The 24,693-nt window shown below is 69.9% G+C and carries 15 protein-coding genes, 1 pseudogene and 1 CRISPR repeat array; of the genes and pseudogenes, 15 read left to right on the top strand and 1 reads right to left on the bottom strand.

Annotated elements, in window-relative coordinates:
- The first annotated feature begins 111 nt into the window (after nt 1–111).
- From ACH4ZA_RS22790 to ACH4ZA_RS22720, 15 genes and pseudogenes are all read left to right on the top strand, one after another.
- Complete coding sequence (locus ACH4ZA_RS22790) at nt 112–1,692, top strand: hypothetical protein (RefSeq protein ID WP_398431216.1); 1,581 nt, start codon at nt 112–114, stop codon at nt 1,690–1,692.
- Entirely contained in the window at nt 1,689–1,889 is a 201-nt protein-coding gene (locus ACH4ZA_RS22785) for a hypothetical protein (protein ID WP_398431214.1), read from the top strand. Before ACH4ZA_RS22790 ends, ACH4ZA_RS22785 begins: the two co-directional genes overlap by 4 nt.
- Nucleotides 1,882–5,622, top strand: coding sequence for a phage minor head protein (locus tag ACH4ZA_RS22780; RefSeq protein WP_398431212.1), 3,741 nt, complete (start codon nt 1,882–1,884; stop codon nt 5,620–5,622). The genes ACH4ZA_RS22785 and ACH4ZA_RS22780 overlap by 8 nt, the downstream gene beginning before the upstream one ends.
- Before the next feature lie 2 nt (nt 5,623–5,624).
- A complete protein-coding gene (locus ACH4ZA_RS22775; RefSeq protein ID WP_398431210.1) occupies nt 5,625–5,783 on the top strand; it encodes a hypothetical protein in 159 nt (52 codons plus the stop codon).
- Nucleotides 5,780–6,022, top strand: a complete 243-nt coding sequence (locus ACH4ZA_RS22770; RefSeq protein WP_398431208.1) for a hypothetical protein — start codon at nt 5,780–5,782, stop codon at nt 6,020–6,022. The genes ACH4ZA_RS22775 and ACH4ZA_RS22770 overlap by 4 nt, the downstream gene beginning before the upstream one ends.
- A gap of 66 nt (nt 6,023–6,088) precedes the next feature.
- Nucleotides 6,089–10,752: direct repeats of the CRISPR family, unit length 29 nt; unit sequence CGGAACACCCCCGCGTCGGCGGGGAGGAC.
- Between the two features lie 166 nt (nt 10,753–10,918).
- On the top strand, nt 10,919–13,795 hold the full coding sequence (cas3, locus tag ACH4ZA_RS22765) for a CRISPR-associated helicase Cas3' (protein WP_398431206.1): 2,877 nt from the start codon (nt 10,919–10,921) through the stop codon (nt 13,793–13,795).
- Nucleotides 13,796–14,298: 503 nt separating this feature from the next.
- Nucleotides 14,299–15,888: a type I-E CRISPR-associated protein Cse1/CasA gene (gene casA, locus ACH4ZA_RS22760; protein ID WP_398431203.1), complete on the top strand. Its 1,590-nt coding sequence runs from the start codon at nt 14,299–14,301 to the stop codon at nt 15,886–15,888.
- 68 nt (nt 15,889–15,956) lie between these two features.
- On the top strand, nt 15,957–16,595 hold the full coding sequence (gene casB, locus ACH4ZA_RS22755) for a type I-E CRISPR-associated protein Cse2/CasB (RefSeq protein ID WP_398431201.1): 639 nt from the start codon (nt 15,957–15,959) through the stop codon (nt 16,593–16,595).
- The gene (cas7e, locus tag ACH4ZA_RS22750; RefSeq protein WP_398431199.1) at nt 16,592–17,719 is read left to right on the top strand and encodes a type I-E CRISPR-associated protein Cas7/Cse4/CasC; all 1,128 of its coding nucleotides are present in this window, start codon (nt 16,592–16,594) and stop codon (nt 17,717–17,719) included. Before casB ends, cas7e begins: the two co-directional genes overlap by 4 nt.
- Entirely contained in the window at nt 17,716–18,486 is a 771-nt protein-coding gene (cas5e, locus tag ACH4ZA_RS22745) for a type I-E CRISPR-associated protein Cas5/CasD (protein WP_398431197.1), read from the top strand. The genes cas7e and cas5e overlap by 4 nt, the downstream gene beginning before the upstream one ends.
- Complete coding sequence (cas6e, locus tag ACH4ZA_RS22740) at nt 18,483–19,133, top strand: type I-E CRISPR-associated protein Cas6/Cse3/CasE (protein WP_398431195.1); 651 nt, start codon at nt 18,483–18,485, stop codon at nt 19,131–19,133. The genes cas5e and cas6e overlap by 4 nt, the downstream gene beginning before the upstream one ends.
- A gap of 56 nt (nt 19,134–19,189) precedes the next feature.
- Nucleotides 19,190–20,130, top strand: a pseudogene (cas1e, locus tag ACH4ZA_RS22735) (type I-E CRISPR-associated endonuclease Cas1e).
- A complete protein-coding gene (cas2e, locus tag ACH4ZA_RS22730; RefSeq protein ID WP_398431193.1) occupies nt 20,130–20,447 on the top strand; it encodes a type I-E CRISPR-associated endoribonuclease Cas2e in 318 nt (105 codons plus the stop codon). Before cas1e ends, cas2e begins: the two are co-directional and overlap by 1 nt.
- A 365-nt stretch (nt 20,448–20,812) precedes the next feature.
- Nucleotides 20,813–21,787: an endonuclease/exonuclease/phosphatase family protein gene (locus ACH4ZA_RS22725; protein ID WP_398431191.1), complete on the top strand. Its 975-nt coding sequence runs from the start codon at nt 20,813–20,815 to the stop codon at nt 21,785–21,787.
- Nucleotides 21,788–22,434: 647 nt separating this feature from the next.
- Nucleotides 22,435–23,184 carry a transposase family protein gene (locus ACH4ZA_RS22720; RefSeq protein WP_398431190.1) on the top strand — a complete coding sequence of 250 codons (750 nt, stop codon included), beginning with the start codon at nt 22,435–22,437 and terminating at the stop codon, nt 23,182–23,184.
- Nucleotides 23,185–24,126: 942 nt separating this feature from the next.
- Here ACH4ZA_RS22720 and ACH4ZA_RS22715 read toward each other — a convergent pair.
- The gene (locus ACH4ZA_RS22715; protein ID WP_398431188.1) at nt 24,127–24,657 is read right to left on the bottom strand and encodes a zinc ribbon domain-containing protein; all 531 of its coding nucleotides are present in this window, start codon (nt 24,655–24,657) and stop codon (nt 24,127–24,129) included.
- Between the last annotated feature and the right edge of the window lie 36 nt (nt 24,658–24,693).

The following is a 24,693-nucleotide window of genomic DNA, read 5'->3' as shown; positions in this document are numbered from 1 at the left end:
ACGACGAAGAGCCGGGCGTCCCGGACGGACAGCTCATGGCAGGCGGAGGCGTGGCGGTTCTTCAAGGAGGTCCCCGAGGTTCGCTTCGCTGGCACGTGGGTCGGCAATGCCATGTCTGGCGCCACCCTGTTCGCCGGGCGCCGCGCCGAGGACGGCACGATCGAACGCGCCCCTGACAACCATCCCGCGCAGGAGATCGTGCGGGAGATCGCTGGCGGCCCCGACGGGCAGTCCAACCTCCTCGGCGACTTCGGCCCGCACCTGGTCGTCGCCGGGGAAGGCTGGATCGTTATCCGGCCCACCGTCGACAAGACCGACACGATCGACGGCTACGACTGGCGGGTCCTGTCCACCCGTGAGGTGAAGCAGCAGGGCGGCGGCAAGCTCACCGCGGAGATCGACGGCGAGGACGTGCCGATCCCGCCGTACGACCCGGACGCCGAACCCGACCCGAGCGCGCCCATCGCGATACGCGTGTGGAAGCCGTCCCCGGACCGGCACATCGAGGCCGACAGCCCTGTCCGCTCCAGCCTCGTCCTCCTGGAAGAGCTCCAGCTGCTGAACGCGGCCGTCGCGGCGATCGCCCGCTCCCGCATCACCGGGCGCGGCGTCCTCCTCGTTCCCAAGGGCACCAGGTTCCCTACCTCGCCGGGCACAGCCGGCGACGCAGAGGATGATCTGCTGGAAGTCTTCCTCGAGGTCGCCTCGACGGCGATCCGTGAACCCGACTCGGCGGCGGCGACGGTCCCGATCATCCTCGAAGTGCCCTCGGACGTGATCAGCGACATCAAGTGGATGTCGTTCGAGTCGAACTTCGACGAACTGGCGCTGAAGCTGCGGGACGAGGCGATCCGCCGCTTCGCCAACGGCCTGGAAGTCCCCGCGGAGATCCTCTTGGGTCTCTCCGACGCGAACCATTGGTCCGCCTGGGCGATCTCCGCCGAGGCTGTTCGTCTCGGCGTCGAGCCGCGTCTCGCGCTCGTCGCGTACGCGCTCACCACGCAGTGGATGCGCCCCCTCCTCGAGGACCAGGGCGTGGAAGACGCCGACGAGTGGCTCGTCTGGTACGACACCAGCCAGCTCCGCGTCCAGGCCAACCGCGCCCAGACCGCCCTGGAAGCGTTCCAGGCCGGCCTGATCTCCGCCGCCGCTGCCCGCCGCGAGACCGGCTTCGACGAGGCAGACGCCCCCACAGCGGCCGAGACCGCAGCGCGCGAGGACAGCACCAACGACACCCCGGACACCGACGAGGAGACGCCGAGCAACGTGACGACCCTGCCCGTGGGAGAGACAACCAGCATTCCCGACACCCTCGCCGCTACAGCCGCCCACCCCGAACGCGTCCTGGCCGCCGTCGACGGACTGATCTGGGCCGCGCTCCAAGCCGCCGGCGAACGCCTGCGGAACAAGCCGGCCTGCCCCCGCTCCGAACGCGCCCGGGCCCGCGAGATCGTCCCCGCCGAGCTCCACACCGTGTTCCCGGTAGAGCCGGACATGATCGACGCCTGGCATCTCCTCGACGGGGCGTGGGCGCGCGTCCCCGAGATCGCCCGCCGCTACGGCCTGAACCCGGACTGCCTGACCGACGTCCTCGACGACTATGCGCGGGCCCTGTTCGCCGCCCGGCACCCGCACACGTACGAGGACACGGCCCGCGTACTGCGCGCCCCGTGCATCGCCGAGGCCGCGTGAACAGCCGGGAAGCGCGCGTCACCGTCACCGTGGCCACCAGCCCGCCACGGCCGAAGTGGTGCCCCGACTGCAAGGCGAACAGCGCCCTCGCCGTCGACGTGCACGCCCTCTTCCCGACCGGAGTGACGTTCATCAGCACCGTCGCCGTCTGCGAGATCTGCGACGACCCCGACGACCCGGAGGTGAACCGTGGCTGACCCGATTGATGCGCTCACCGCGGCGGAACAGGCCATCGCCGACGAGGTGCGCGCCGTCCTGGACGACGTATCCGCCGACATCGCGGCCGAACTCGCCGACGCGACAGAGATCGTCGCCGCACGGTTCTCCCTCGCCCAGATCGGCCGCATGTGGACGCAGCGTGTGCCGCGCCTGGTGCGCCGCCTCCTCGGTGTCGCCGAGACGGCCGGCCAGCAGGCAGCGAGCGACGTCGACGCCGAACTCCCCGACGGCTGGGACGACCTGCCCGGCCGCCACGATCGCGGCGACGACCTGCCCGCCTCCCTCGGCTCCTACGTCACCGACACCGAGCACCTGTTGCGGGCTGTCGGCGACCGGCTCACCGAGGCCGCTGTCACCGAGCTCGCCGCAGGCCTCGACGCCGGTGAGGACGTCGCCGCGCTGCGGGCCCGCCTGCGCGCCCTGTTCTCCCGTGACGGTGTCGAACTGGGTGAGACCCGGGAGGAGCGTGTCGCACGCACCGAGTCCACCCGGGCGTGGAACGCGGCCACGCTCGCCGCCGCAGAGGACCTCAGCGGTGAGGGGCGGCCCCTCGTGAAGCAGTGGCAGACCCGCCGCGACGCGAAGGTCCGCGACGCCCACGACGACGCCGACGGGCAACTCCGCCTCCTCGACGAGACCTTCACCGTCGCCGGCGTGGCCATGGCCTACCCCGGCGACCCGGCCGCCCCCGCGGCCCTCACCGTCAACTGCCGGTGCGTCCTGCGATTGGCGCCAGAGCAGCGCACCGCCGCCTACGGATCGAAAGAAGGGCAGCGCCCTGAAGTCTTCGGATCGAAGGAAAAGATGGCCGCAGCCGACGGGAGTCACCTCATGGGCGGCATGATCGCGCTCCTGCCGCGCGACGAAGACGCCCAGTTCCTCGCCCTCGCGGACGGGGAAGGCGCCGGCGAACTCCACTGCACGCTGTGGTTCCTCGGAGACGACGCCTCCCAGTGGACCGACGACCAGCGCAACGAGCTCGTCGCCGCCGTCAGCGCCCGCGCCGCCGACCTCCCCGGGCCCGTCGTCGCCCGCGCGTTCGGCGTGAACCACTGGAACCCCGACTCCGACAACCCGGCCTGGGTGTGGGCTGTCGGCGACGACCGCGACCACGACGGCACCAGCCTCCTCGACGCACGCGGCCTGGCCTCCTGGTCCCTGGAAGACACCCACGACCGTCCCGACACCCCCACCCAGCACACGCCGTGGGTAGCGCACGTCACCGGCGCGTACGGCGCCGACACATGGCCGTTCGACCAGATGTGCGAACGGCTCGGCTCGATCGTCTTCGACCGGATCCGGGTCGCGTTCGCCGGCGACCACTACGACATTCCGCTCGGCCCCGCAGAGGAGGAACCCCCCATGGCCACACCCGTGCAGGCGGAACCCACCCCACCACCCCCGCCTGTCCGCTCCTGGTCGACGCCCGACGGTGCCGCGCTCGCCTTCGAGAACGAGCAGACCGGCGACGGCCGCGTGTTCGCCCCCAGCGCCCTGTTCTGGGACGCCGCAGGCCCGTGGCCGCTCCAGTACGCGGAAGCCATGGGGCAAGGCCACGAGGGCGCCGAACTCGCCGGCGCGATCCAGACTCTCGGCCGGGAAGGCAACCGCATCACCGGCTCCGGCGTGCTGTACATGACGCAGCCCGCAGGGTTCGACGCCGCGATGCTCCTCGACCAGGAAGCGCCGCTCGGGGTGTCCGTCGACCTCGACGACGTCGACGTGCAGCTCGTCGACACCACCACCAGCGCCGAAGACGAGGAAGCCGGATCGCCGTTCACCCTCGCGGCGTCGTTCGCATCGGCGAGCGTCATGCGCCTCGCAGACGGGGCGTGGATGATCACCGGCCGCAGCCGCGCCGAGTGGACCGCGTCCGGCGCTGAGATGGCCCACAGCACCCGCTCGGTGATGCTGTTCACCAGCCCCGGCGGCACCATCACCGCCGGGACTGCTCGCCGGGTCTTCGGCGAGCACATCACCGCGGCCGCCGGCGACTCCGACAACCCGGAGGGCGTCGTCTTCCATGAGGAGAAGTCCGGCGACTACCTCGTCCGGATCACGCGGGCCCGGCTGCGCGGCGCGACCCTCGTGTCGATGCCCGCCTACAACAAGGCCCGCATCGTCCTCGACCCGTTCGACGAGCAGACCGCATCAGCGCCGATCGTCGCCTCGTCCGGCGGCGGGCATGAGCGGCTCGTCACCTACGTGCGGAGCTCGCCGACCCCCGTCGGACCCCGCCACCTGTCCAGCAAGCTGAGCATGAGCCTGGAGACGGTCCACTCCCACCTGTCGCGCGCCATGGAAGCCGGCACCGTCGTACGGATCGCCCGAGGCCTGTATGTGGGGGCGTCGACGATCCCGGAAGGGCACATCACCGCGGCGGCGTGCGGCGACCTCGACCTGCCCGTCCACGACGACCGCGACGCGCCCTGGGACGCCGGGAAGGCCGCCACGCGCGTTCTCGCCTGGGCCACCGACGACGAGGGCGACGTCGACCCCGACAAGCTCGCCCAGGCCTACCTGTGGCGCGACCCCGACAAGGACCCGGCGACGGTCGGCGCGTACAAGCTGCCCTTCGCCGACGTGTTCGGCGACGGCGACGCGCAGCGCCTGGAGATCGTCGCAGGCGGCGTCACCGCGGTTGCCGCCGTCCTCGAAGGGTCCATGGGCGGCGTCGACCTGCCCGACGACGACCGCACCGAGATACGCGCCCACGTCGACACGCTGTACGGGAAGCTCGCGAAGGCGTTCGACGACCCGGCGCTCACCCCGCCCTGGGGAGACGAGGCGACGGCCGCCGCAGCCCTCGACGCCCTGTACGACGATCGCGGCGCGGAAATCGTCGCCTCCGCCTGGCATGCAATGCAGGACGAGAAGCCGATGCCCGCAGCCTGGTTCCGGGAACCCACCCCGGAGGAGCTGCCGCCGGGCAGCGGCGGCGTCCACATCATCGACGGCCGCGCCTACGGCTGGGTGGCGCAGGCCGGCGTACAGCACGCCGTGCACGGCCGGAAGGTCACCATTGAGAAGCTCGCCGCCCGGGGCCTGGACCTGTCCCACTTCCTACGGGCCAGGTTCCGCCTCGACGACGGGACGGACGTCCGTGCTGGTGCGATGACGATGAACGTCGGCCACCACAGGGACGGCTACGAATGCGAGAGCGCGGTCTGCCAGTTCGACGACTCCCGCACCGTCGCGGCCGTCGTCACCGTCGGTATGAGCCAGGGTGGCCTGTGGTTCTCTGGCGCCGCCGCGCCCTGGCTGTCCCCGTGGGACCGCACCGTGTTCGCCGCCTGCCAGCCCTCGTACCACATGACGCAGGGCACAGACGGGCGCTGGCAGCTCAAGGCCGTCCTGTCGGTTCCGGTGCCCGGGCACTCGTCGCCGCTCACCGCTGCCGCTGTCGTCGACCGGTCGAACCTGGCGCTCACCGCCGCCGCAGTGGCCGCCGAGTCCAGCCCGTCCCCGGTCGTCGAACCGGAATCCGAACACGCGGCCTCGAGCGACGGCGCCCCGGCCGTGCACAGCGTCGAGGTGGCCGCCGCGCTCCTGGAGCCCGCGTTCCTCGACCAGTTCGCCGACGCCCTCAAGACCCGCGAGGAAGCCCGCGCCGCTGCCGCGCGCGCTGAGCTCGCCGAACTCACCGCCCGGCTCGCGCCCGTCCGCGCCGAGCTTGCCGCAAGCGCTGCCCAGCAGCCGGAAGGGAACTGACCATGCCGTGCGCCTGCCAGAAGAACAAGACGCAGTACGAGGTCGTCGACGCTGCTGGGAAGCGGGTGTTCGGGCCCACCCCGTACAAGACGACCGCCGACGCCATGGCCGCGCGCGGTGAAGGCCGCAAGGTCCGCGAGGTCACCAAGGGCGGTAAATGATGGGCTGCGGCTGCAACAAGCCGAGGGCCCGGACCCCCTCCGCTTCCGCAGGCGGGAAGCCGGCCCGCGTCCTGCACCGCGTCGTCCTCGACGGCGGGAAGGGCAAGGTTGCCTTCCAGACCCACAACCCGCAGGCGGCGAAGAACGTCGCCAAGAACTACCCGGGCAGCGTCGTCATCGCCGAGGGCGCTGAGACGGACGTCGATCAGCCAGCGCCGGACCCTGCTCCCGCGCCCTGACACCCCTGGCGTGGGAGGACGGCTGTACCTGGCCATCCGCTACCACAAGCTCGAAGTCGGCTTCGGCGGAACACTCCCGCGTCGGCGGGGAGGACCCCGATCGTGTCCTCGAACTGTGGCTGATCGACGGAACACCTCCGCCTCGGCGGGGAGGACGAAGCGCCCGACCCCCTCACCGGGGCCGGGCGCGGAACACCCCCGCGTCGGTGGGGAGGGCCGCTCGACGTCACGTACCGGATCGGGCGGCTCGGGAACACCCCTGCGTCGGCGGGGAGACCGACAGGTCGGCGGCGAGGATCCCCTTGCGGTTCGGAACACCCCCGCGTCAACGGGGAGGACCTGAACGAGAACGGCGTGCAGGGCGGTGTCGACGGAACACCCCCCACGTCGGCGGGGAGGACAACACCAAGCACGCCGCCGCCCCGGACGACGGCGGAACACCCCCGCGTCGGCGGGGAGGACTACGGCGGTGAGGCGGGCGCGGGGGGAGAGGCCGGAACACCCCCGCGTCGGCGGGGAGGACGCCTCGAGCTGAGCCCGGACGGCAACCTCTACGGAACACCCCCGCGTCGGCGGGGAGGACGCCCGGTGGTCGTGCTGGCGGGCCTCGATGAACGGAACACCCTCGCGTCGGCGGGGAGGACGACGAGCAGCACGGCGTGTGGGGCGGCGTCGACGGAACACCCCCGCGTCGGCGGGGAGGACACGGGGCCGCATGGCGTGCGGTCGCCGGGCTGCGGAACACCCCCGCGTCGGAGGGGAGGACACCCACAAGGCCCACTACGGGGAGAGCGGGACCGGAACACCCCCGCGTCGGCGGGGAGGACACCTGCACCAGGACCCCGCCCGCCCCCGGCGACGGAACACCCCCGCGTCGGCGGGGAGGACTCGTTCACCGAGCCTGCTCCGTGGACGGCGAACGGAACACCCCCGCGTCGGCGGGGAGGACCTCTCCACTCTGCGGGGCGGGCCCGGCCGCGGCGGAACACCCCCGCGTCGGCGGGGAGGACTCCAGCGCGGCCGCGCGCAGCTTGCCCATGTCCGGAACACCCCCGCGTCGGAGGGGAGGACTGCGACGCACGCGCATCCTGCCCGGCCATCACCGGAACACCCCCGCGTCGGCGGGGAGGACTCATCCATCTGGATCATCTGCGGTGTCATCACCGGAACACCCCCGCGTCGGCGGGGAGGACAGGACTGGACTGAACCCGAGCGTTGGGCTGCGCGGAACACCCCCGCGTCGGCGGGGAGGACGCGACGACCGGTGCCGGCGCGACCGGCGGATCCGGAACACCCCCGCGTCGGCGGGGAGGACTCCGACGAGGAGACCGTCGCCGAGCCGGAGGTCGGAACACCCCCGCGTCGGCGGGGAGGACACGACGTTCAGCCGCGAGGTGGCAGCGCACACCGGAACACCCCCGCGTCGGCGGGGAGGACCGACACCACGGGCAGCCTCGCTGATCGGCCGACGGAACACCCCCGCGTCGGCGGGGAGGACGTGACGGGGCCGTGTTTGGCGTCCCAGTCGAGCGGAACACCCCCGCGTCGGCGGGGAGGACGCATCAGGATGTCTCCTGAGCGGTGGCGAGGGCGGAACACCCCCGCGTCGGCGGGGAGGACCTCCGTCAGTCCGAGACGTTGCAGTCCGACGGTGGAACACCCCCGCGTCGGCGGGGAGGACGTGCGGCCCAAATCCTTGGCCTGATTGCGGAGCGGAACACCCCCGCGTCGGCGGGGAGGACGACCCCCAGCTCGACCCACCCAACGTTCAGATCGGAACACCCCCGCGTCGGCGGGGAGGACTGGGCGCGGGCGGCCTGCGTCGGCGCGGTGATCGGAACACCCCCGCGTCGGCGGGGAGGACCTGAGCTGGCGTGTGTAGTCGGTCAGCGACGCCGGAACACCCCCGCGTCGGCGGGGAGGACTGAGAGCGGGCCATCCAGTCGCACGAAGCGAACGGAACACCCCCGCGTCGGCGGGAGGACTTGCACGGCCACGTCCTCGGCTCACGCGGCTACGGAACACCCCCGCGTCGGCGGGGAGGACTCGATCGCGGCGAACGTGATCTCCAGGAACGACGGAACACCCCCGCGTCGGCGGGGAGGACGATCTACGACGACGGGACCCCCGAATGAAGAGCGGAACACCCCCGCGTCGACGGGGAGGACTGGTCGAGGAGCGCGATCTGTCCGCGGGTGCGCGGAACACCCCCGCGTCGGCGGGGAGGACGCGGCCGTGGGCGTGGCGGTGGTCCGGGCGGGCGGAACACCCCCGCGTCGGCGGGGAGGACCCGCGCTCGGTGCCGCAGCCGATCGCCCGCGCCGGAACACCCCCGCGTCGGCGGGGAGGACGCCGAGACCACGGCCGACAGTTCCGGCGGCATAGGAACACCCCCGCGTCGGCGGGGAGGACCGCCCGTGCTGGTGCGCGTACTCGGTGCTGATCGGAACACCCCCGCGTCGGCGGGGAGGACGTCAACCAGATCACCAGCGAGCAGGCCGATCCCGGAACACCCCCGCGTCGGCGGGGAGGACAGCCACTCGAAGGGGAAGCCGATCTGCTTCAGCGGAACACCCCCGCGTCGGCGGGCAGGACCAGACGGTTGTAGCAGAGGGGTAGGAAGTTACCGGAACACCCCCGCGTCGGCGGGGAGGACGAAAGCGGCTTGAAGAACTGCATGGCCCCTCCCGGAACACCCCCGCGTCGGCGGGGAGGACCAGGCGGAGGAGTACGACGCGGACGCGGGCCGCGGAACACCCCCGCGTCGGCGGGGAGGACTGGCTTGGCCGCGACCACGCCACCGACCCCGACGGAACACCCCCGCGTCGGCGGGGAGGACGCCTGAGCGTCTGACTCGGGCTGGAGTTCGAGCGGAACACCCCCGCGTCGGCGGGGAGGACTTGACGGAATGCCTAACCGGAGAGTACCCCCGCGGAACACCCCCGCGTCGGCGGGGAGGACCCGAGAGTGTCCGCCGCGGACACCGACAGGTACGGAACACCCCCGCGTCGGCGGGGAGGACGACGCGGAAGACCCGCACCCGCGGCGCACCGACGGAACACCCCCGCGTCGGCGGGGAGGACTCAGGCGTTATCGCTGTCGTCATCTGGGTCGCCGGAACACCCCCGCGTCGGCGGGGAGGACCACATCGAGCGTGGCCGCGTGGAAGACCTCTACGGAACACCCCCGCGTCGGCGGGGAGGACGCCGTATCCGACTCGCTGACCAGCCTCGTCAACGGAACACCCCCGCGTCGGCGGGGAGGACTTCTGCGCGATGATGCCCGCCCGCATCAGGTACGGAACACCCCCGCGTCGGCGGGGAGGACGACGTGCGGGGCCAGAAAATGACCTGATCGTACGGAACACCCCCGCGTCGGCGGGGAGGACGCCACCCACGCCACCACCGGCAACGGCCCCAGCGGAACACCCCCGCGTCGGCGGGGAGGACCCGGACTCGCTGGACGTCTTGCGGTCGGCAGCCGGAACACCCCCGCGTCGGCGGGGAGGACCTCCTCGGGCGTGAAGTCGCGGTCGCCGTCCTCGGAACACCCCCGCGTCGGCGGGGAGGACTACGACGCCGACCCGGACGCGTCGACCCCCGCCGGAACACCCCCGCGTCGGCGGGGAGGACCCGGTCAGGTCAGCCGCGGCGAACTGCCCGAACGGAACACCCCCGCGTCGGCGGGGAGGACCCGAACACCATGTCGTACTCGGCGCTCATGATCGGAACACCCCCGCGTCGGCGGGGAGGACGCATCCCGATTCGATCCTGCTCGTGCATTCGATGGAACACCCCCGCGTCGGCGGGGAGGACAACATGGACACGGTCACCACCCGCCCGGGCATCGGAACACCCCCGCGTCGGCGGGGAGGACGGGAGCCCAGCGGAGCCCAGCGTTTCGATCAGCGGAACACCCCCGCGTCGGCGGGGAGGACCGCCCGGGGTGGTGTTGTGACCATCCTCCAGACGGAACACCCCCGCGTCGGCGGGGAGGACCACGTCGATTCCGGTCTCGCTGTTGTCGAGGGCGGAACACCCCCGCGTCGGCGGGGAGGACGGCCGGACGGTCTTGGAGCGCCGCCCTGGCCGCGGAACACCCCCGCGTCGGCGGGGAGGACGACGGCTTCGTGCCCGGCGCGGTGCCCGTCGACGGAACACCCCCGCGTCGGCGGGGAGGACTTTCCTCGGGCGTCCGGAGGAATCTCACGTGACGGAACACCCCCGCGTCGGCGGGGAGGACCTGCGCGAGGGCGACGCCCTTCACCACGAAGTCGGAACACCCCCGCGTCGGCGGGGAGGACGAGGTCGGCGGGCCAGCCGCGCAGCCGGATGGCGGAACACCCCCGCGTCGGCGGGGAGGACCTCAGATGCCGTACGCAGACCGCGATGAACAGCGGAACACCCCCGCGTCGGCGGGGAGGACCTCCACCACGCCCGGATCATCCGCGTCGACGGCGGAACACCCCCGCGTCGGCGGGGAGGACGTGAAGGTCGAGACCGTCCGCGAGAACGACTACGGAACACCCCCGCGTCGGCGGGGAGGACGCCGCGTCTCCGCGAAAGCAGTGGCGCCGCTGCGGAACACCCCCGCGTCGGCGGGGAGGACGCGTTCGCCACCTGGCTGGTCAACCGCTTCGTCGGAACACCCCCGCGTCGGCGGGGAGGACGCGTACCCCTCCCACTCGCGGATCATCGCCTGCGGAACACCCCCGCGTCGGCGGGGAGGACTCTTCCTGACCTGCGGCTCAGTGGCGGCTTTGCCTTTGCTTTGCCAGGGGCGTGGGTCCGAGATGTCGTGGAGGCGGGATCACATTGTGACCTTAGTCGGTCGACAGGGCCTGGGTGGTGTCAGTGGCGTGTGTTTGGATCCGTGGTTCACCGGGACAGTGAGCGGGTGGAGCAGGAAAGGGGTTCTGTCATGTCGTGCATGGGGGGAGAGGAGGAGTCGGATGAGTCGGTGTGGGGGAAGTCCCGTGGTCTTGATCCAGAGCTTGCTCCGTACCCGCTGGTCAGGCATCTGCTCGACGCCGCCGCTATGGCGCTGCACCTGTGGGACGCGTACCTGTCGGCCGCGCAACGGCGGTGTATCGCGCAAGGGTTGGGCTTCACTGAGGAGCCGGGCAGGGCCCGTGCGGTGGTGGGGCTGTGCGCCGGGCTGCACGACATCGGGAAGCTGTCGGGGTTTCAGTTCTGTTCCCGGCACGGCAGCGAGGGACTTGCCGCATCCCTGAGCGGGGACCGCGAGTGGATGGGCTCGGAGCGGCTGGGGCACGACGTGGCCGGAATGAGGGCGGCCGCGGACGTGCTGGCAGTTCTTGGGTTCGACGCCGATGGGGAGACGGTGGCGGCGGAGCGGGTCGCAGAGATCGTCGGGGGTCATCACGGCCGCTTCTACCGTAACGAGGGCGGGGGCGGTTCGCCGTTTCTGGGCGGACCGGCCTGGGCGCGTCAGCGGGCGGCGCACGCGTCGGCGGTGCACGGGCTGCTGGGTTCCCCCGAGGCTCCGGAGTCGTTCAAGCCGGCTGCCGGGGTGTTGGTGACGGGGGTGGTCATTCTCGCGGACTGGTTGGTAAGCCAGGCTGATTATCTGCAGCCAAGGCAGAGGAGTCTGGAGGTGTCGCTGGCGGCGCACTTCGCGCGTTCGTGTGCGGATACCGCCAGCCTGGTGGCCGATGCCGGGCTGGAGCCGGTGCGGTTGCGACGCAGGGATTTCGCTGAGGCGTACGGGATCGACGGGCGGCCCAATGCGCTGCAGCGTTCGGTCATTGAGGAGTTGCCAGCGGCGGTGGGAGCCGGGGGCGGGGGCGGGATCCTGCTGGTGACGGCTGCTCCGGGGGACGGTAAGAGCGAGGCTGCTCTGGAGGCGGAGCGGGTGCTGTCGGGTGTGTTCGGCACGCGTGGGTTCGCGTTCTTGCTGCCGACGCTGGCGACCAGCGACCAGATGTACGGGCGGATCGCGCGGGCTCTTGCACGGCAGTCCGGTCAGGGGGCGGGTCTGACTCTGGTGCACAGCATGGCCTGGTTGAACACGGCGTACTCGGATGAGTCGTTGGAGGCCGGCCAGCAGGTGATGACCTGTGACGGGGACGAGGTGGCGGCGGGGCGGCAGCGGGCGCAGGCCGATATGCGTCCGCGGCAGTGGCTGCGCGGTTCTAAGCGTCCGCTGTTGGCGCAGTTCGCGGTGGGTACGGTGGATCAGGCGCTGATGTCGGTGTTGCCGGTGCGTCATAACGCTCTGCGGCTGCTGGCGCTGTCGGGCAAGACGGTCATCGTGGACGAGGCGCATGCTTACGACGCCTATATGCAGGTGCTGCTGGGCCGGTTGCTGAACTGGCTCGGCGCCTTTGGCGTTCCGGTTGTTCTGCTGTCGGCCACCTTGCCGGCTTCGGTCAGCGACCGGCTGATCAAGGAGTATCTGCAGGGCGCCGGACACAAACGCGACGAGTTGGGCGAGCGGACGTTTCCGGCCCCGTATCCGGGCTGGCTGTATGTGGACGGCGCCAGCGCCTGCGCGACGCAGATCTCGGAGCCGCGGCGGCGGGAGCAGGCCGTCGAGCGGAGCATGGAGCTGCATGTCGCGGTGGAGCCGGTCACCCGGGGCTCGGGCATGGCCCGTGACCGCCTGGCGGTGATCGAGCGTCTGGTGGAACCGGCGGCCGCGGGCCCCGAGGGCGGCACCGCCTTGGTTGTGTGTAACACGGTCGGCGATGCGCAGGAGACGTACCTCAGACTCCGCGCACGCTTCGACGACCGCTCCCACGCCGATGCGGGGATGGTTCAGCTGCTGCATGCCCGCTTCCCCGGCGACGTGCGCGAGGCACGGACGGGCGAGGTAACGCAGGGGATGGGGCGCACAGGACCGCGCCCGGCGCGCCGCATCGTGGTCGCCACACAGGTCGTCGAGCAGTCCCTCGACCTGGACGCCGACGTCGTCATCAGCGACCTCGCCCCGCTAGCCCTGCTGCTGCAGCGGGCCGGCCGGTGCTGGCGCCATGAGAGCTGGTGGGCCAGCAACGGCTACCCCGGTGGCCGCGGCCGCCCGGGCTGGGCGCGGCAGCCGCGTCTTGTCGTGCTGGACCCGCTGTCCGACGGCGGAGCAGTGCCTCGGCAGTGGGGGGAGGTGTACTCCGAGTTCCTGCTCGACAAGACTTCCGAGAAGCTGAGCGAAATCACCGACGATGCGGTCTCGATCCCCGACGACGTGCAGGAACTTGTCGAGTCGGTGCACGGAACCAATGCGGAATCCTTCGACTGGGACACGGGCGACAGCGGGCGTAGGGCGGCCTGGACCGCGCATCAGGGCAAGCGGCTGGCACAACGGGGGCAGGCCGGCCTGGTGGCTGTCTGCCGGGTGCGGAGCGTGAGGGGCCTGCACGCGTTGCACAGCCTGCCGGGCGAGGAGGACGAGTGGGAGACCGCTACCCGGCTGGGAGCCCAATCGGTGCGACTGCTCTGCGCATACGTACACCCCGACGGGCGGACGACGCTCGACCTCGCGGGCGGTGAACCGATCCCGGACCCGGGGGCGGGGCAGAAGATACCCGCGTCGGCGGTGCGAGCGGTGATGCGGCGCACCGTCCCGGTGAGCTCCGACTGGTTTCGCGCAGAGGACCCGCAGGCGCTCGCTCCTCCAGCGTCCTGGGCGGAGCATCCGATGCTCGGCGACGTCCGTGTGCTGTACCAGCCCGTCGTCGATGGAGAGGCCTGCGCGGTGGCCGTCGGCGGCAAGACACTACGCCTGGACGAGGACCTCGGGCTTGTACGGCAGTAACCGTGCAGCCGGACTCTGCCCGGTGCCCCCACATCGGCGGGGAAGGATCTGCGGGGCAGAGCCACCCGTGCCCATCCACGGAAACACCCCCACGGAAGCGGGGAGGCAGGCATTCAGCTGCGGCAAGGAGCAGTGCCGCACGCCGCACGCTCCAACCGAAGCCGGATTGGCGCGCAGCACGATCAGCCCAGCTCTGCTCAGCCGTACTGGGCGGGGCTGGCTGATGCACCGTCACCCTGACAGCGACGACGCGAAGATACCGCTCCGTTACTACCACACGCGAGCCCTAAACCCCTCCTGAAACCACCCCTGGCCATCCACCTTCCTCATTCTTCTGCGTCACGGTCCCGATACTGCTCCACTGGTCCAAGTCCCGGTCGTTTTAGGGGCCATTGTCAGTGGCCGGTGCTTCAATGTCGGGCACGACGCCGGGGATTGGCCTGCGGGCTGGTTGCCATGCCGCGGTGTTGCGTTGGACTGCGTTCATACGAAGGAGTGAGGACGTGAGTGGGGGGTTCGATCTGCGGGACGAGCCGTGGATTCCGGTGCGGTTGCTGACAGGTGAATCGGTGCGGCTGGGTCTGCGGGATCTGTTTCAGCGCGCGCATGAGATCGCGGATGTGGAGCTATCGGTGCCGCCGGCTGCGGCGGGCCTGCTTCGGATTCTGGCCGCGATGACCGCACGGATCAGCCAGGACGCAGGAGTGCGTCTGGACGATGCGGGCGTCGCGGAGGATATCGATGACTGGCACGCGTTGCGCCGCAGGGTCCTCAAGCGCGGCCGGTTCGATCCGCAGGCGGTGGACGCCTACTTCGACCGCGAGGTGCCGACGGGCCGTTTCGACCTGTTCGACGGAGAGCGGCCGTTTCTGCAGGATCCGCGGCTGGCCGCCGAGTGCGTGGACGCGAAGGGCGCGCCGAATCCGTCCGGGGTGAACAAGCTGGTGCTGGGACGCCCGACGGGCGTCAACGGGGCGGTGCTGTTCGGGCATTTCACGGACGTGTCGCCGGTCGCGGTGCCGGCCCATGAGGCGGCGTGGCACCTGATCGCGCAGCTCTACTTCGGTCCCTCCGGCCAGTGCACGCCTCGGCGGATCACTGCGGTACGCACGGGCAGCGGGGACGCCGCGCCGCTGCGGAAGGCGGTGTCGTATTTCGCCTGGGCGCCGCAACTGTTCACCACGTTGGTGCTGGCAGTGCCCGGCCCGAATGTCGAAGCGGACTGGGAAACGGCAGATGCCTGCCCCTGGGAGTCGGAGCTGAACGCCCCGTTGGAGCTTGTGCCTGCCATCACGTGGCCGGGCCGGCTGCTGACGGGCCGGTTTCGCCATGCAGCACTGCTGGTGCCCTCGCCCGATGGCCGGGCCGTGACCGACGCCTACCTCACCTGGTCGACGCACGAGCGGGCCCCTGAGGCGCGTGATCCGTACCAGATCCTCGACCGCCGCAAGGACACCGCGCTCCAGCCGCGGGAAGCCGACGGCGCGCGAGCCCTGTGGCGGGACCTGGACTCCCTGCTGCTGAAGGACAGCGCGCAAGGCGCGCAGCGGCCGCCGTGTCTCGAGGATCTACCGAAGCAGCTGCTGCCCTCGCTGCGGGTACGCGCATACGGATTCGAGCAGGACGGTCAGCAAAAGGACAGCGTGTGGTTCCAGGCGACCACCCCGCCCGTGCTGCGGTGGCAGGAAGAGACGGACGCCGCCATGGCGCATCACATCAGCCGCTGCCACCGCGTGGCCGAGGACACCGCGTCCCGCCTCGAGTTCGCCGCGAAGGTCGCCTGGCGGCTCGCCACCGACGCACAAGCCGACCCATCTCCCACCGCGAAAGTCCGGATCGATCAGCGCAAGCCCGGCCCCTGGGTATCGGCAGCGCTGGCCGGCTACTGGCCAGCCGCCGAACGAGAGTTCTGGCGTCTTGCCGCACCCGAGCAGACCTCGGCCGCCATCGAACGGCCTTTCGTCGAGGTGGCGCTCACCATGCTGGACGAGGCGATCGGCCAGGCGAACCGCGCCGACATCCGGGTGGCGCGCGCCCGCAGCCGCGCCCGCGCCCTTCTGCTCGCCCCGCTGCCCGCTACGCACACGGCCTGATCCGGCCAGTACCAGCAGAGCCCAGACGGCACCCGCTGACCCTATTCCCCCTCTACCAGGGATGTGCCATGCCCCTCTCCGATCCGGTGCCCGCGACGACGAATAAGCCCACACGAGGCTCCGACCGTTTCGTGGCCCACGTGTTCGGCCTGTGCGAGTCCAAACAAACGAGGGCCGAACTGCGCCGGGGGCTCGCGCTGCCCGTCGAGCGGTGCAACTACCTGCACCGCTACCTCGTGCCGTGGACGGCCGAAGCGCACCCCGATGCCAAGCGCGCCCACTACGCGGTGGCTGCGCTGATCGCCGCCCGACCGCGCACGGCCCGCGACCTGGCGGCCCCGGTCGCGGCAGACGGCGAGAGGCCTGTCGCCCGGCGGGCGCGCGCCAACCTCGGAGCCGCGCTCGGGCGGGCCGTCACCCAAGGCGTCCTGAAGCCGGCGACCGCCGAGAGCGCCCTGCATCTGATGTCGCGGCAGTCCGCCGACGCCGTCCACCCGGGCCTGCCCGCCCTGACCCGGCAGCTCCTCACCGGCGGCATTCCCCTGGACTGGGCCGTCCTCCTGGAGGACATGGCCTGGTGGAACCGCGACCGCGACCGCATCGCCACCGCCTGGCTCGAAAGCTACTTCCGTATCACCAGCGCCCCAACCGCGCCCGACGACCTGGGTGCCGACACCCCTGACGTGACCGAGGAGAACCCCCGATGACCCTCTACCTGGACCTGAGCGCCCTGCAGTCCGTGCCGGCCGCGAACCTCAACCGCGACGATCTCGGCTCCCCCAAACAGGTCCGATACGGCAACGCCCCCCGCATCCGGGTCTCCAGCCAGTCCTGGAAACGCGTCATCCGCCACGGAGTCGAGCAGGATCTGGGCGAGAAAGCCGCCCGAACGCGCATGGTGCCCGTCAAGGTCAAGCAGGCCCTGGAAAAGTCCGGATGGCCGGCCGACCTGGCGGAGTTCGCCGGATCACAGGTCGCCGCCAGCGCTGGGAAGAAGGGCATCGGCACAGAGAAGGAAGGACACACCTCCGTCCTGCTGTTCCTGCCCGAGGCAGCCATCGACGAGCTGGCCGCAGTGTGCACCGAGCACCGCGAAGCGCTGGAGAAGGGCAAAGACAGCAAGAAGCCCGGACAACTGCTGCCCCCCGCCCGCATCGAACAGATCCTCAAACGCCGCACCGCCTCCATCAGCCTGCTGGGACGGATGCTCGCGGAACTGCCCGACGCCAATGTCGACGGTGCCGCCCAGGTCGCCCACGCCTTCACCACCCACACCGCCGAGCCGCAGCGCGACTACTTCACCGCCGTCGACGACTGGCTGGGCGAGGCCGAAACCGGAAGCGCCCACCTGGACACCGCCGAGTTCAGCGCCGGCGTCTTCTACCGCTACGCCACCGTCAATGTCACCGACCTGGCCAAGAACCTCGAAGGCGACACCAAAGCCGCCCGCACCGTCCTGGCCTCGTTCGCGGAGCACTTCCTGCTCTCGCTGCCCCAGGCCAAACGCAACAGCACCGCCCCGCACACCCTGCCCGACCTGGCCTACCTGGCGGTGCGCGAACACCGGCCGCTCTCCCTGGCCGCCGCGTTCGAAACCCCCGTGACCGCCGACCTGCGGGGCGGGTTCTCGATCAACTCCCGTCAGGCACTCGCCTCCTACGCGCACGAGATCAACCGGCTCACCGGCAACCGCAGCCGCCGCTTCCACGGCCACGCCACCATCGCCCCCGACGAACACCTCACCGGACTGGGTGAGGCATGCGACTCCTACGACGAACTGATCGAAGCCGCCCTGGAAGCAGCCCTGCCCCAGTCCGGAGAGCACCAGTGAGCGCAATCCTGCTGCGCCTGGCCGGACCCCTGCAATCGTGGGGGGAGCGCTCCGCGTTCACCGCCGTGCGGGACACCGCCCCCTTCCCCACCCGCTCCGCCCTCATCGGACTCTTCGCCGCCGCGGAGGGCATCGGCCGTGGCGACCGCCTTCCCGACCACTACGACCACCTACGCCTCATCGTTCGCGTCGACCGCCCAGGCGTACGTGTCATCGACTACCACACCGTCGGCGGCGGCCTGCCCAAAGCGCGCACCGCCGCCACCAGCGGCGGCAGCAACAAGGGTGCCGCAGTGATCACCCGACGCCACTACCTGGCCGACGCCGTGTTCGTCGTCGCCGTCTCCGGACCCGACCAAATCCTGAACCGGATGGCCCAGGCGCTGTGTCGCCCGCACTGGGCCCCCTACCTGGGCCGGCGCTCCTGTGTGCCGGACGAGCCCTTCGTGTTGCGCAGCCACGTCGAAGACCCCGAAGCCGAACTGCGCCACCACGTGCCGCTCAGCCGCACTCTTCCTGCCGGCCCAGGAGACGCCACCGTCGATGTGGAGTTCCTGCGCGAGGAGCCCCCGCCCGCCCCGAGCATGCCCGAGACCGACACCCTCGACGTCAACGACATCCCGGTCAGCTTCTCCCCGCACGGCCGCAGCCACCGCATGCGCCGCCTGTACAGAAGCATCGAACCGCTGCCCCAGACCCTGGCCGGCCCCCAACACACCCTGATGCGGCGACTGATCGACTACGCCCACCCCGAGGAAAGCGCATGAACCACTACCCGATCCTCGCCCGCATCCGACTCAACCCCCACCACCGCGCCGTGCACCGCGACCTGCGCGACGCCACCCAGATGCACCGCACCGTGATGCGCATGGCCCCCGACAACCTGGGCCACTCTCCACGTCTGCAAGCCGGACTGCTGTACCGGCTCGAGGAGACCGACACCGCCAGCACCCTCCTCGTCCAGGCCGCCCACCTCGACCCGGCACTACTGCCAGCCGGCTACGGCCACGCCGAGATCAAAGACCTGGCGCCCATGTTCTCCGCGCTACGCAAAGGGCTCGCCGTCCGCTACCGCATCGTCCTCAACCCCGCCAAACGCGAACGCCTCCCCCAGGACCAGAAGAACAAACGCGGCAAGATCATCCCCCTCTCGGGAGGGGACGCCGACCAGTGGTGGCTTCGCCGCGCCGCCGACGCCGGCCTGAACGTCCACCTCCTGACCCCCACCAACGTGGCCCCCATACGCCCCCAAGGTCCGCAGGCCCCACCGATGCGGCACAGCCTGATCCGCTACGACGGCACCGCCACCGTCACCGACCCCGACGCCCTGACCCAGGCCGTCCTGAACGGCATCGGCCGCGGCAAACCCTATGGAGCCGGCCTGCTCAGCCTCGCCCCGGCTGCCGCAGCGTGAGCGCCGCCGACAACAGCGGCCAGGCACGCCGACGCCTGGCCGCGCCCACGCTGGCCATGCTGCCCCGCGTCGCAGACTCCCTTCGTTCCTCTACCTGGACATGGTCCGCGTCGTCCAGGACGACACCGGCGTATGCGCACAGATCCAGGTCGCCCACGACCGCACCGACCTCGTGTACCTCCCCACCGCGGCCCTGTCCTGCCTGCTGCTCGGCCCGGGCGTGTCCATCACCACCCCTGCCCTGACCACTCTGGCCCGCCACGGCACCAGCGTGGTCTGCACCGGAGCGGGAGGGGTCCGCGCCTACGCCGGCATCCTGCCCGACTCCCTGACCACCCATTGGCTCGAACAGCAGGTCACAGCCTGGGCAGAGCCCGCCCGGCGCCTCGACGTCGCCAGACGCATGTACGGCATGCGCTTCGACGCCACCGAACTCCCCGATGCCATCACCCTGGAACAGCTGCGCGGAATGGAGGGCCAGCGCATGAAAGCCCTCTATAAAATCCTCGCCCAGCAGCACGGCATCGGCCGCTTTCGCCGCGCCTACCACCCCGACCAATGGCACGCCCAAGACCCCGTCAACCTCGCCCTGTCCGCCGCCAACACCTGCCTCTACGGCATCGTCCACGCAGCCCTGCTCGCCCTGGGCCTGTCACCCGCCCTCGGCTTCGTCCACGCCGGCACCCAACACGCCTTCGTCTACGACATCGCCGACCTCTACAAAGCAGAGACCACCCTCCCCGTCGCCTTCGCCCTGCACCAGTCCACCAACCCCGAACAGGAAGCCCGCCGCCGCTTCCGCGAAGACCTCCGCCTCCTGCGGCTGCTGCCCCGCATCGTCCGCGACCTCCAGGCCCTGCTGACACCAGCACAGACCGACGCCGACCCAGACGGCGAGGACCACTCCGAACGCCGCGACGTCGACATGGTCCACCTGTGGGACCCCAAGGCAGGCACACTTCCGGCTGGCGTCAACTACGCATCAGGCGGTACGTGATGCCATCCATGCTGGTCATCGCCACCACCGCCGTCCCCGACCACCTGCGCGGCGCCCTGAGCCGGTGGACCAGCGAAGTAGTACCCGGCATCTTCGTCGGATCCGTCTCCGCCCGCGTACGCGACCACCTCTGGCAAGCAGTCACCGAAACCGTCGGCAACGGAGCAGCCGTCCTCATTCACCCAGCACCCACCGAACAGGGCTACGCCATCCGCACCGCAGGAACCCGCCGCCGCGTCCCTGAAGACTTCGACGGCCTAACCCTCATCCGAATGACAGCCATGAAGTCGACAAATAGCGAGCAAAGTCGATCATGAATCGCCGGTCGCGAAGGCGCTCCCTGCCGTCGCGGGGCGCTTCGTGTTGCGCTCGCAGCTGCTGGCGCACGACGTCGTCCTCACCGCCGTCGCGGGAGTGCTTTTCCCAACCCCGCGCTGAGGCTGCGAGGTGGAGCGTCTGGGCGAAAATCCCTTACGGTCAAGGGTGGTGATCCCCCTACGATTGCTCCCCGTGACTATCGGGATGCCCCACCAGCCACTTCCGATTGACCAGTCGGACGTGCCTGTTCGTGGTGTGCGCGACATACCCTCCACGGATCGGCTGCCACCGCAATGGGCTATTGCCTGCTGCCTCATGTCTCACCGACTCTCGATGCACGAACAGCTGTAACGGGGAGGTCCACGTGTTGACGGAACTGGATGTCCTGGCGCCGCCGCAGAGGGTCGCCGCGCGGCTTTCGCGCTGGGAGGAGGCCCTCGATGCGCTAGTGCCACCGAATCCGGGGACGAGCCTGCGGATCGCGACCTGGAACCTGCGGGCGTTCTCCGGCCTGACCAAGGCCTGGACAACCCCTGAGGGCGCCTCGCCGAAGCGGAACTTCGCCGATATGCACCTGATCGCCGCGGTGGTGCGCCGGTTCGACGTGGTCGCGGTGCAGGAGGTCCGCGGGAACCTGCGGGCCCTGCGGCACCTGATGAAGGTGCTGGGGGAGGACTGGGCGTTCATCCTCACCGACGTGACCGAAGGCAAGGCCGGCAACGACGAACGGCTGGCGTTCCTGTTCGACACGCGGCGGGTCAAACCGTCCGGGCTGGCCTGCGAGCTGGTGGTGCCTATTGAGAAGGATACGGGTGTCCCGGCGGGAGGGCTTGACCGCCAGTTCGCCCGCACCCCCTACGCGGTCAGCTTTCTCTCACGCGGGCAGACGTTCACGCTGGTCACGCTCCACGTGTTGTATGGCGAGGACGCTACCGAGCGGGTCCCGGAGCTGCAGGCGATCGCCGACTGGCTGGCCGGTTGGGCGGAGCGTGAGTTCGGCTGGGACCACAACCTCATCGCGCTCGGAGACTTCAACATCGACCGGGCCGACGACCCGCTGTTCAAGGCGTTCACCTCCACCGGCCTGGTCCCCGCCCCGCAGCTCGCGGGACTTCCGCGGACCGTCTTCGACCACCCTGGAACGGAGCACTTCTACGACCAGATCGCCTGGTTCACCAAGGGGCAGAAACGCCGACCGGTACTGACCTTGGAAGCAGGCGCGGGCGGCCATGTGGACTTCGTGCCCGAACTCCAAGACGATGCCACACTGACGGAATTGTCGTGGCACATCTCTGATCATTACCCGATGTGGGTTGAATTCGCGATCCCCACCTTCTGACCTGACAGTGGCCCTGTCCGACTGCGTTTGCGATCTGCAACGTGGGGCGATCGATCGGTGAGTCCTGGTACGAGATCGGCGTCGACGACCCGGACCGCCGCCAGCGCTTCCCCGAGTCCACCGGCCGCTGAATACAGTTCACGATGCAGGGCACGTCCTTGCGGATGAAGGGCTTGCCCGGCGTCTGTCCATGCGGGGGCTGATAAATGGGCGGCCCCAGGTCGTACCCTTCGCCGAAACCGTCGGCTGCGCTGGCTGAGACGCCAGCACGGCGGAGGGGAAGGTGCGCGCGACCGCCGACCGGTTTCTGACGTTGGCTGACTGGTGCCTGTGCACCGAAGGCGGTACTCCTGGCAGGCTCAAGCCATGTCAGAGATCAGTCATGCGGGGGCCGTCAGCGTGGAGTACGGCCACTTTCCCGTCGGCGAGTTGTGGGAGCCGGGATTCGAGCGCAAGGAGAGCAAGCCAGACTTCGGGTCTGACGAGCCGGTCATCGTCGGCCCCGGCCAGATCGTGATCAGAACCCGCATACAGGAGCACACTGAACGGGTGACGGGGCGGTGTGAGGTCGGGGCGCGCAACGGACAGGGCCCCCGTGCCGTTGAGGGAGGTGTTCGACGTCTCAACTCAGCAGCACAGGAGCCCTGTTGGTTCCATATCCTGCCGCACTCGACCTGCCTCACGCCTTGGTCGAGTGGGTCACGATGCTCATCGTCACCCGTGAGGGTGACCGGCGGTGCAAACTCCCGCCGCACCGCCGTGCGCTGGTCGCACTCGTGTACCTGCGTCGCCACGACACCCTCACGAGGATCGCCGCGGCATTCGGTATATCCGTCGGCACCGCCCACACCTACGTCGCCGCGGTCACGGGTCTGCTCGCCGAGCAGGCGCCGGGCCTGCTGAAGACGCTGCGCGCGCACGACCCGGACTTCGTCCTCCTGGACGGCACGCTCGCAGAGTGCGACCGCGTCGGCGACGGCAGGGCCGACTACTCCTCGAAACATAAGCGGCACGGGGTGAACGTGCAGGTCGTCACGAACCCTGCCGGCGAGATTCTGTGGCTGTCGCCGGCATTGCCTGGCCGAACACACGATCTGACGGCCGCCCGCACCCACCAGATCCTCCGGATCTGCGCGCGCCAAGGCGTCCCGATCCTCGCCGACATGGCCTACATCGGTGCGGGCGACTGGGTCACCACTGCCAAGCGTCGCCCGCCAGGCGGTGAACTCACCCTCACCGAGCGGACCGAGAACCGGGCCCTGTCCGCCTCCCGGGCACCTGTCGAACGAGGCATGGCGCGGCTGAAGTCCTGGCAGATCTTCCGCAGATCCCGCGTCAGCCCCAACCGCATGAGCGTCATCGCGAAAGCCGTCCTCACCCTGGAGAGGCAACGCTGAAAATGCTCACTGATCCACAAGTCTTGACGATAGCTCAGGATGGTCAGGTTCGGCTTGTCTGCTCGTTGGCCTGATCGTGGGAAGAGATAGCCGCGCAGCGAGTGACGGACGTCGCCCTGACCACGTTCAGTCTGCCTTTGTGTACGTCAACTGCTCACCGTTTACCCGTCGGAGTCTGCCGTCGGACAGGAGAGTGACGGTGCTGGCGGCGCCTGGGGTGCAGGCTGACGCCGGTTTAGCCACTGTCACCGTGGACGGCCCGATGTGGAGGGGGCCGTCGGCCGTTGGTGCTGAGGCCAACTCGGCCGAGAAGCCGCAGTGGTACGTGCCACCGTCTTTGGTGGGGCCATCCGCTGTGAGCAAGAGCACTGTATCGCCGACCTCGCCTTGCTGTATGACGAGACGGCGAGTGTGGTGCCCCGTGGCGTTGTCGATGCTGCTGTCCCACGTGCCGAGGTATTGCTGGGGGACCTCGCTGGCCAGGGGCACCGAAGGCGTCTGCGTATTCGCAGGTGGCTGCGCGGGCGGGCGCGGTTCGGGACTGGAGCCCGAGTTGCCGAGCCGTGAGATGCCGAAGTAAGCCCCAACTCCGACGAGCAATACCAGTAGCGCCACCCCGGCGATCAGGAGGGCTGGTGGGGCACGTCGAAGCTTCTGTCGACCGGTCAGTGGCAGCGACGGTTCGGATGAACCGTCATCAGCGGGAAGGTCGCCGGAAGGCCAGGACGTCCCGCACACGCTGCAGAAAGGAGCTGGCTTGACTTCGTGACCGTTAGGACAAGTGATCACTATGGGAGCGCCGCAAATCGTGCAGAACTTGGACGCCTCCTTATCAGGTGGCGGTGTATGTCCGTTCATGCAATGGAGTCGTGGTTGCCCTGCCACGGATAACCTCCGAATGATCTGGATCTTCGTGACTACACGGTCCTGTCGCAATAAGAGTCAGCCGACTCGCGTCTCCCAACTCGAGTGCTTATACCTTTCTGCTTCCCGCGCCCAGCCGAAGATCTGGTGGCGCAGTGTCTGGTTATACTTCTCTACCCACCCTTTCATCAGCGCCATGTCAATAATCCACCAGACGAACAGGATTCCGAAGAAGACAAAACCGACGAGCAGGAGGCTGCCGATGGCGCCAAGGATGAAAAGAATCAAATAGATCCACCATAGCGGCTTCCCCGCGTACAGCCTGTGCAATCCGACAGGGAACCCGATGACGCCCGCCATATATCCTGTCAGTACGGTGAGCTTCCGGGAATCATATTCCGCATAGAGAGCGTTCGAATTGATTTCCACTTGCCCGTCACGCCCCCGCTCATTGGCGGGAATCGCGGACTCTGAGTCTGATTCAGTCGTTGACTTCCGTGCGTCAACGACACTTTCCTGCCTAATCCTCCGTCCGCAAATAGCACAGAATGAATCATCCACTGAAGCCAGCGCACCGCAATGCGGGCAGCTAATTGCCTCTGACATCATCGACGCTCCTTGCCTGGCTGGCTGAGTGGCGGCATT

The organism is Streptomyces sp. NPDC020597 (assembly GCF_044335095.1).
Taxonomy (GTDB): domain Bacteria; phylum Actinomycetota; class Actinomycetes; order Streptomycetales; family Streptomycetaceae; genus Streptomyces.
This window is presented reverse-complemented; position numbering and strand designations above follow the sequence as displayed.

Excerpts from the sequence above, each read along its gene's own strand:
- ACH4ZA_RS22790 (WP_398431216.1), top strand. The coding sequence starts at position 112 with ATGTCTGGCGCCACCCTGTTCGCCGGGCGCCGCGCCGAGGACGGCACG.
- ACH4ZA_RS22775 (WP_398431210.1), top strand. The coding sequence starts at position 5,625 with ATGCCGTGCGCCTGCCAGAAGAACAAGACGCAGTACGAGGTCGTCGAC.
- ACH4ZA_RS22770 (WP_398431208.1), top strand. The coding sequence starts at position 5,780 with ATGATGGGCTGCGGCTGCAACAAGCCGAGGGCCCGGACCCCCTCCGCT.
- casB (WP_398431201.1), top strand. The coding sequence starts at position 15,957 with ATGCCCCTCTCCGATCCGGTGCCCGCGACGACGAATAAGCCCACACGA.
- cas7e (WP_398431199.1), top strand. The coding sequence starts at position 16,592 with ATGACCCTCTACCTGGACCTGAGCGCCCTGCAGTCCGTGCCGGCCGCG.
- cas6e (WP_398431195.1), top strand. The coding sequence starts at position 18,483 with ATGAACCACTACCCGATCCTCGCCCGCATCCGACTCAACCCCCACCAC.
- cas2e (WP_398431193.1), top strand. The coding sequence starts at position 20,130 with ATGCCATCCATGCTGGTCATCGCCACCACCGCCGTCCCCGACCACCTG.
- ACH4ZA_RS22715 (WP_398431188.1), bottom strand. The coding sequence starts at position 24,657 with ATGATGTCAGAGGCAATTAGCTGCCCGCATTGCGGTGCGCTGGCTTCA.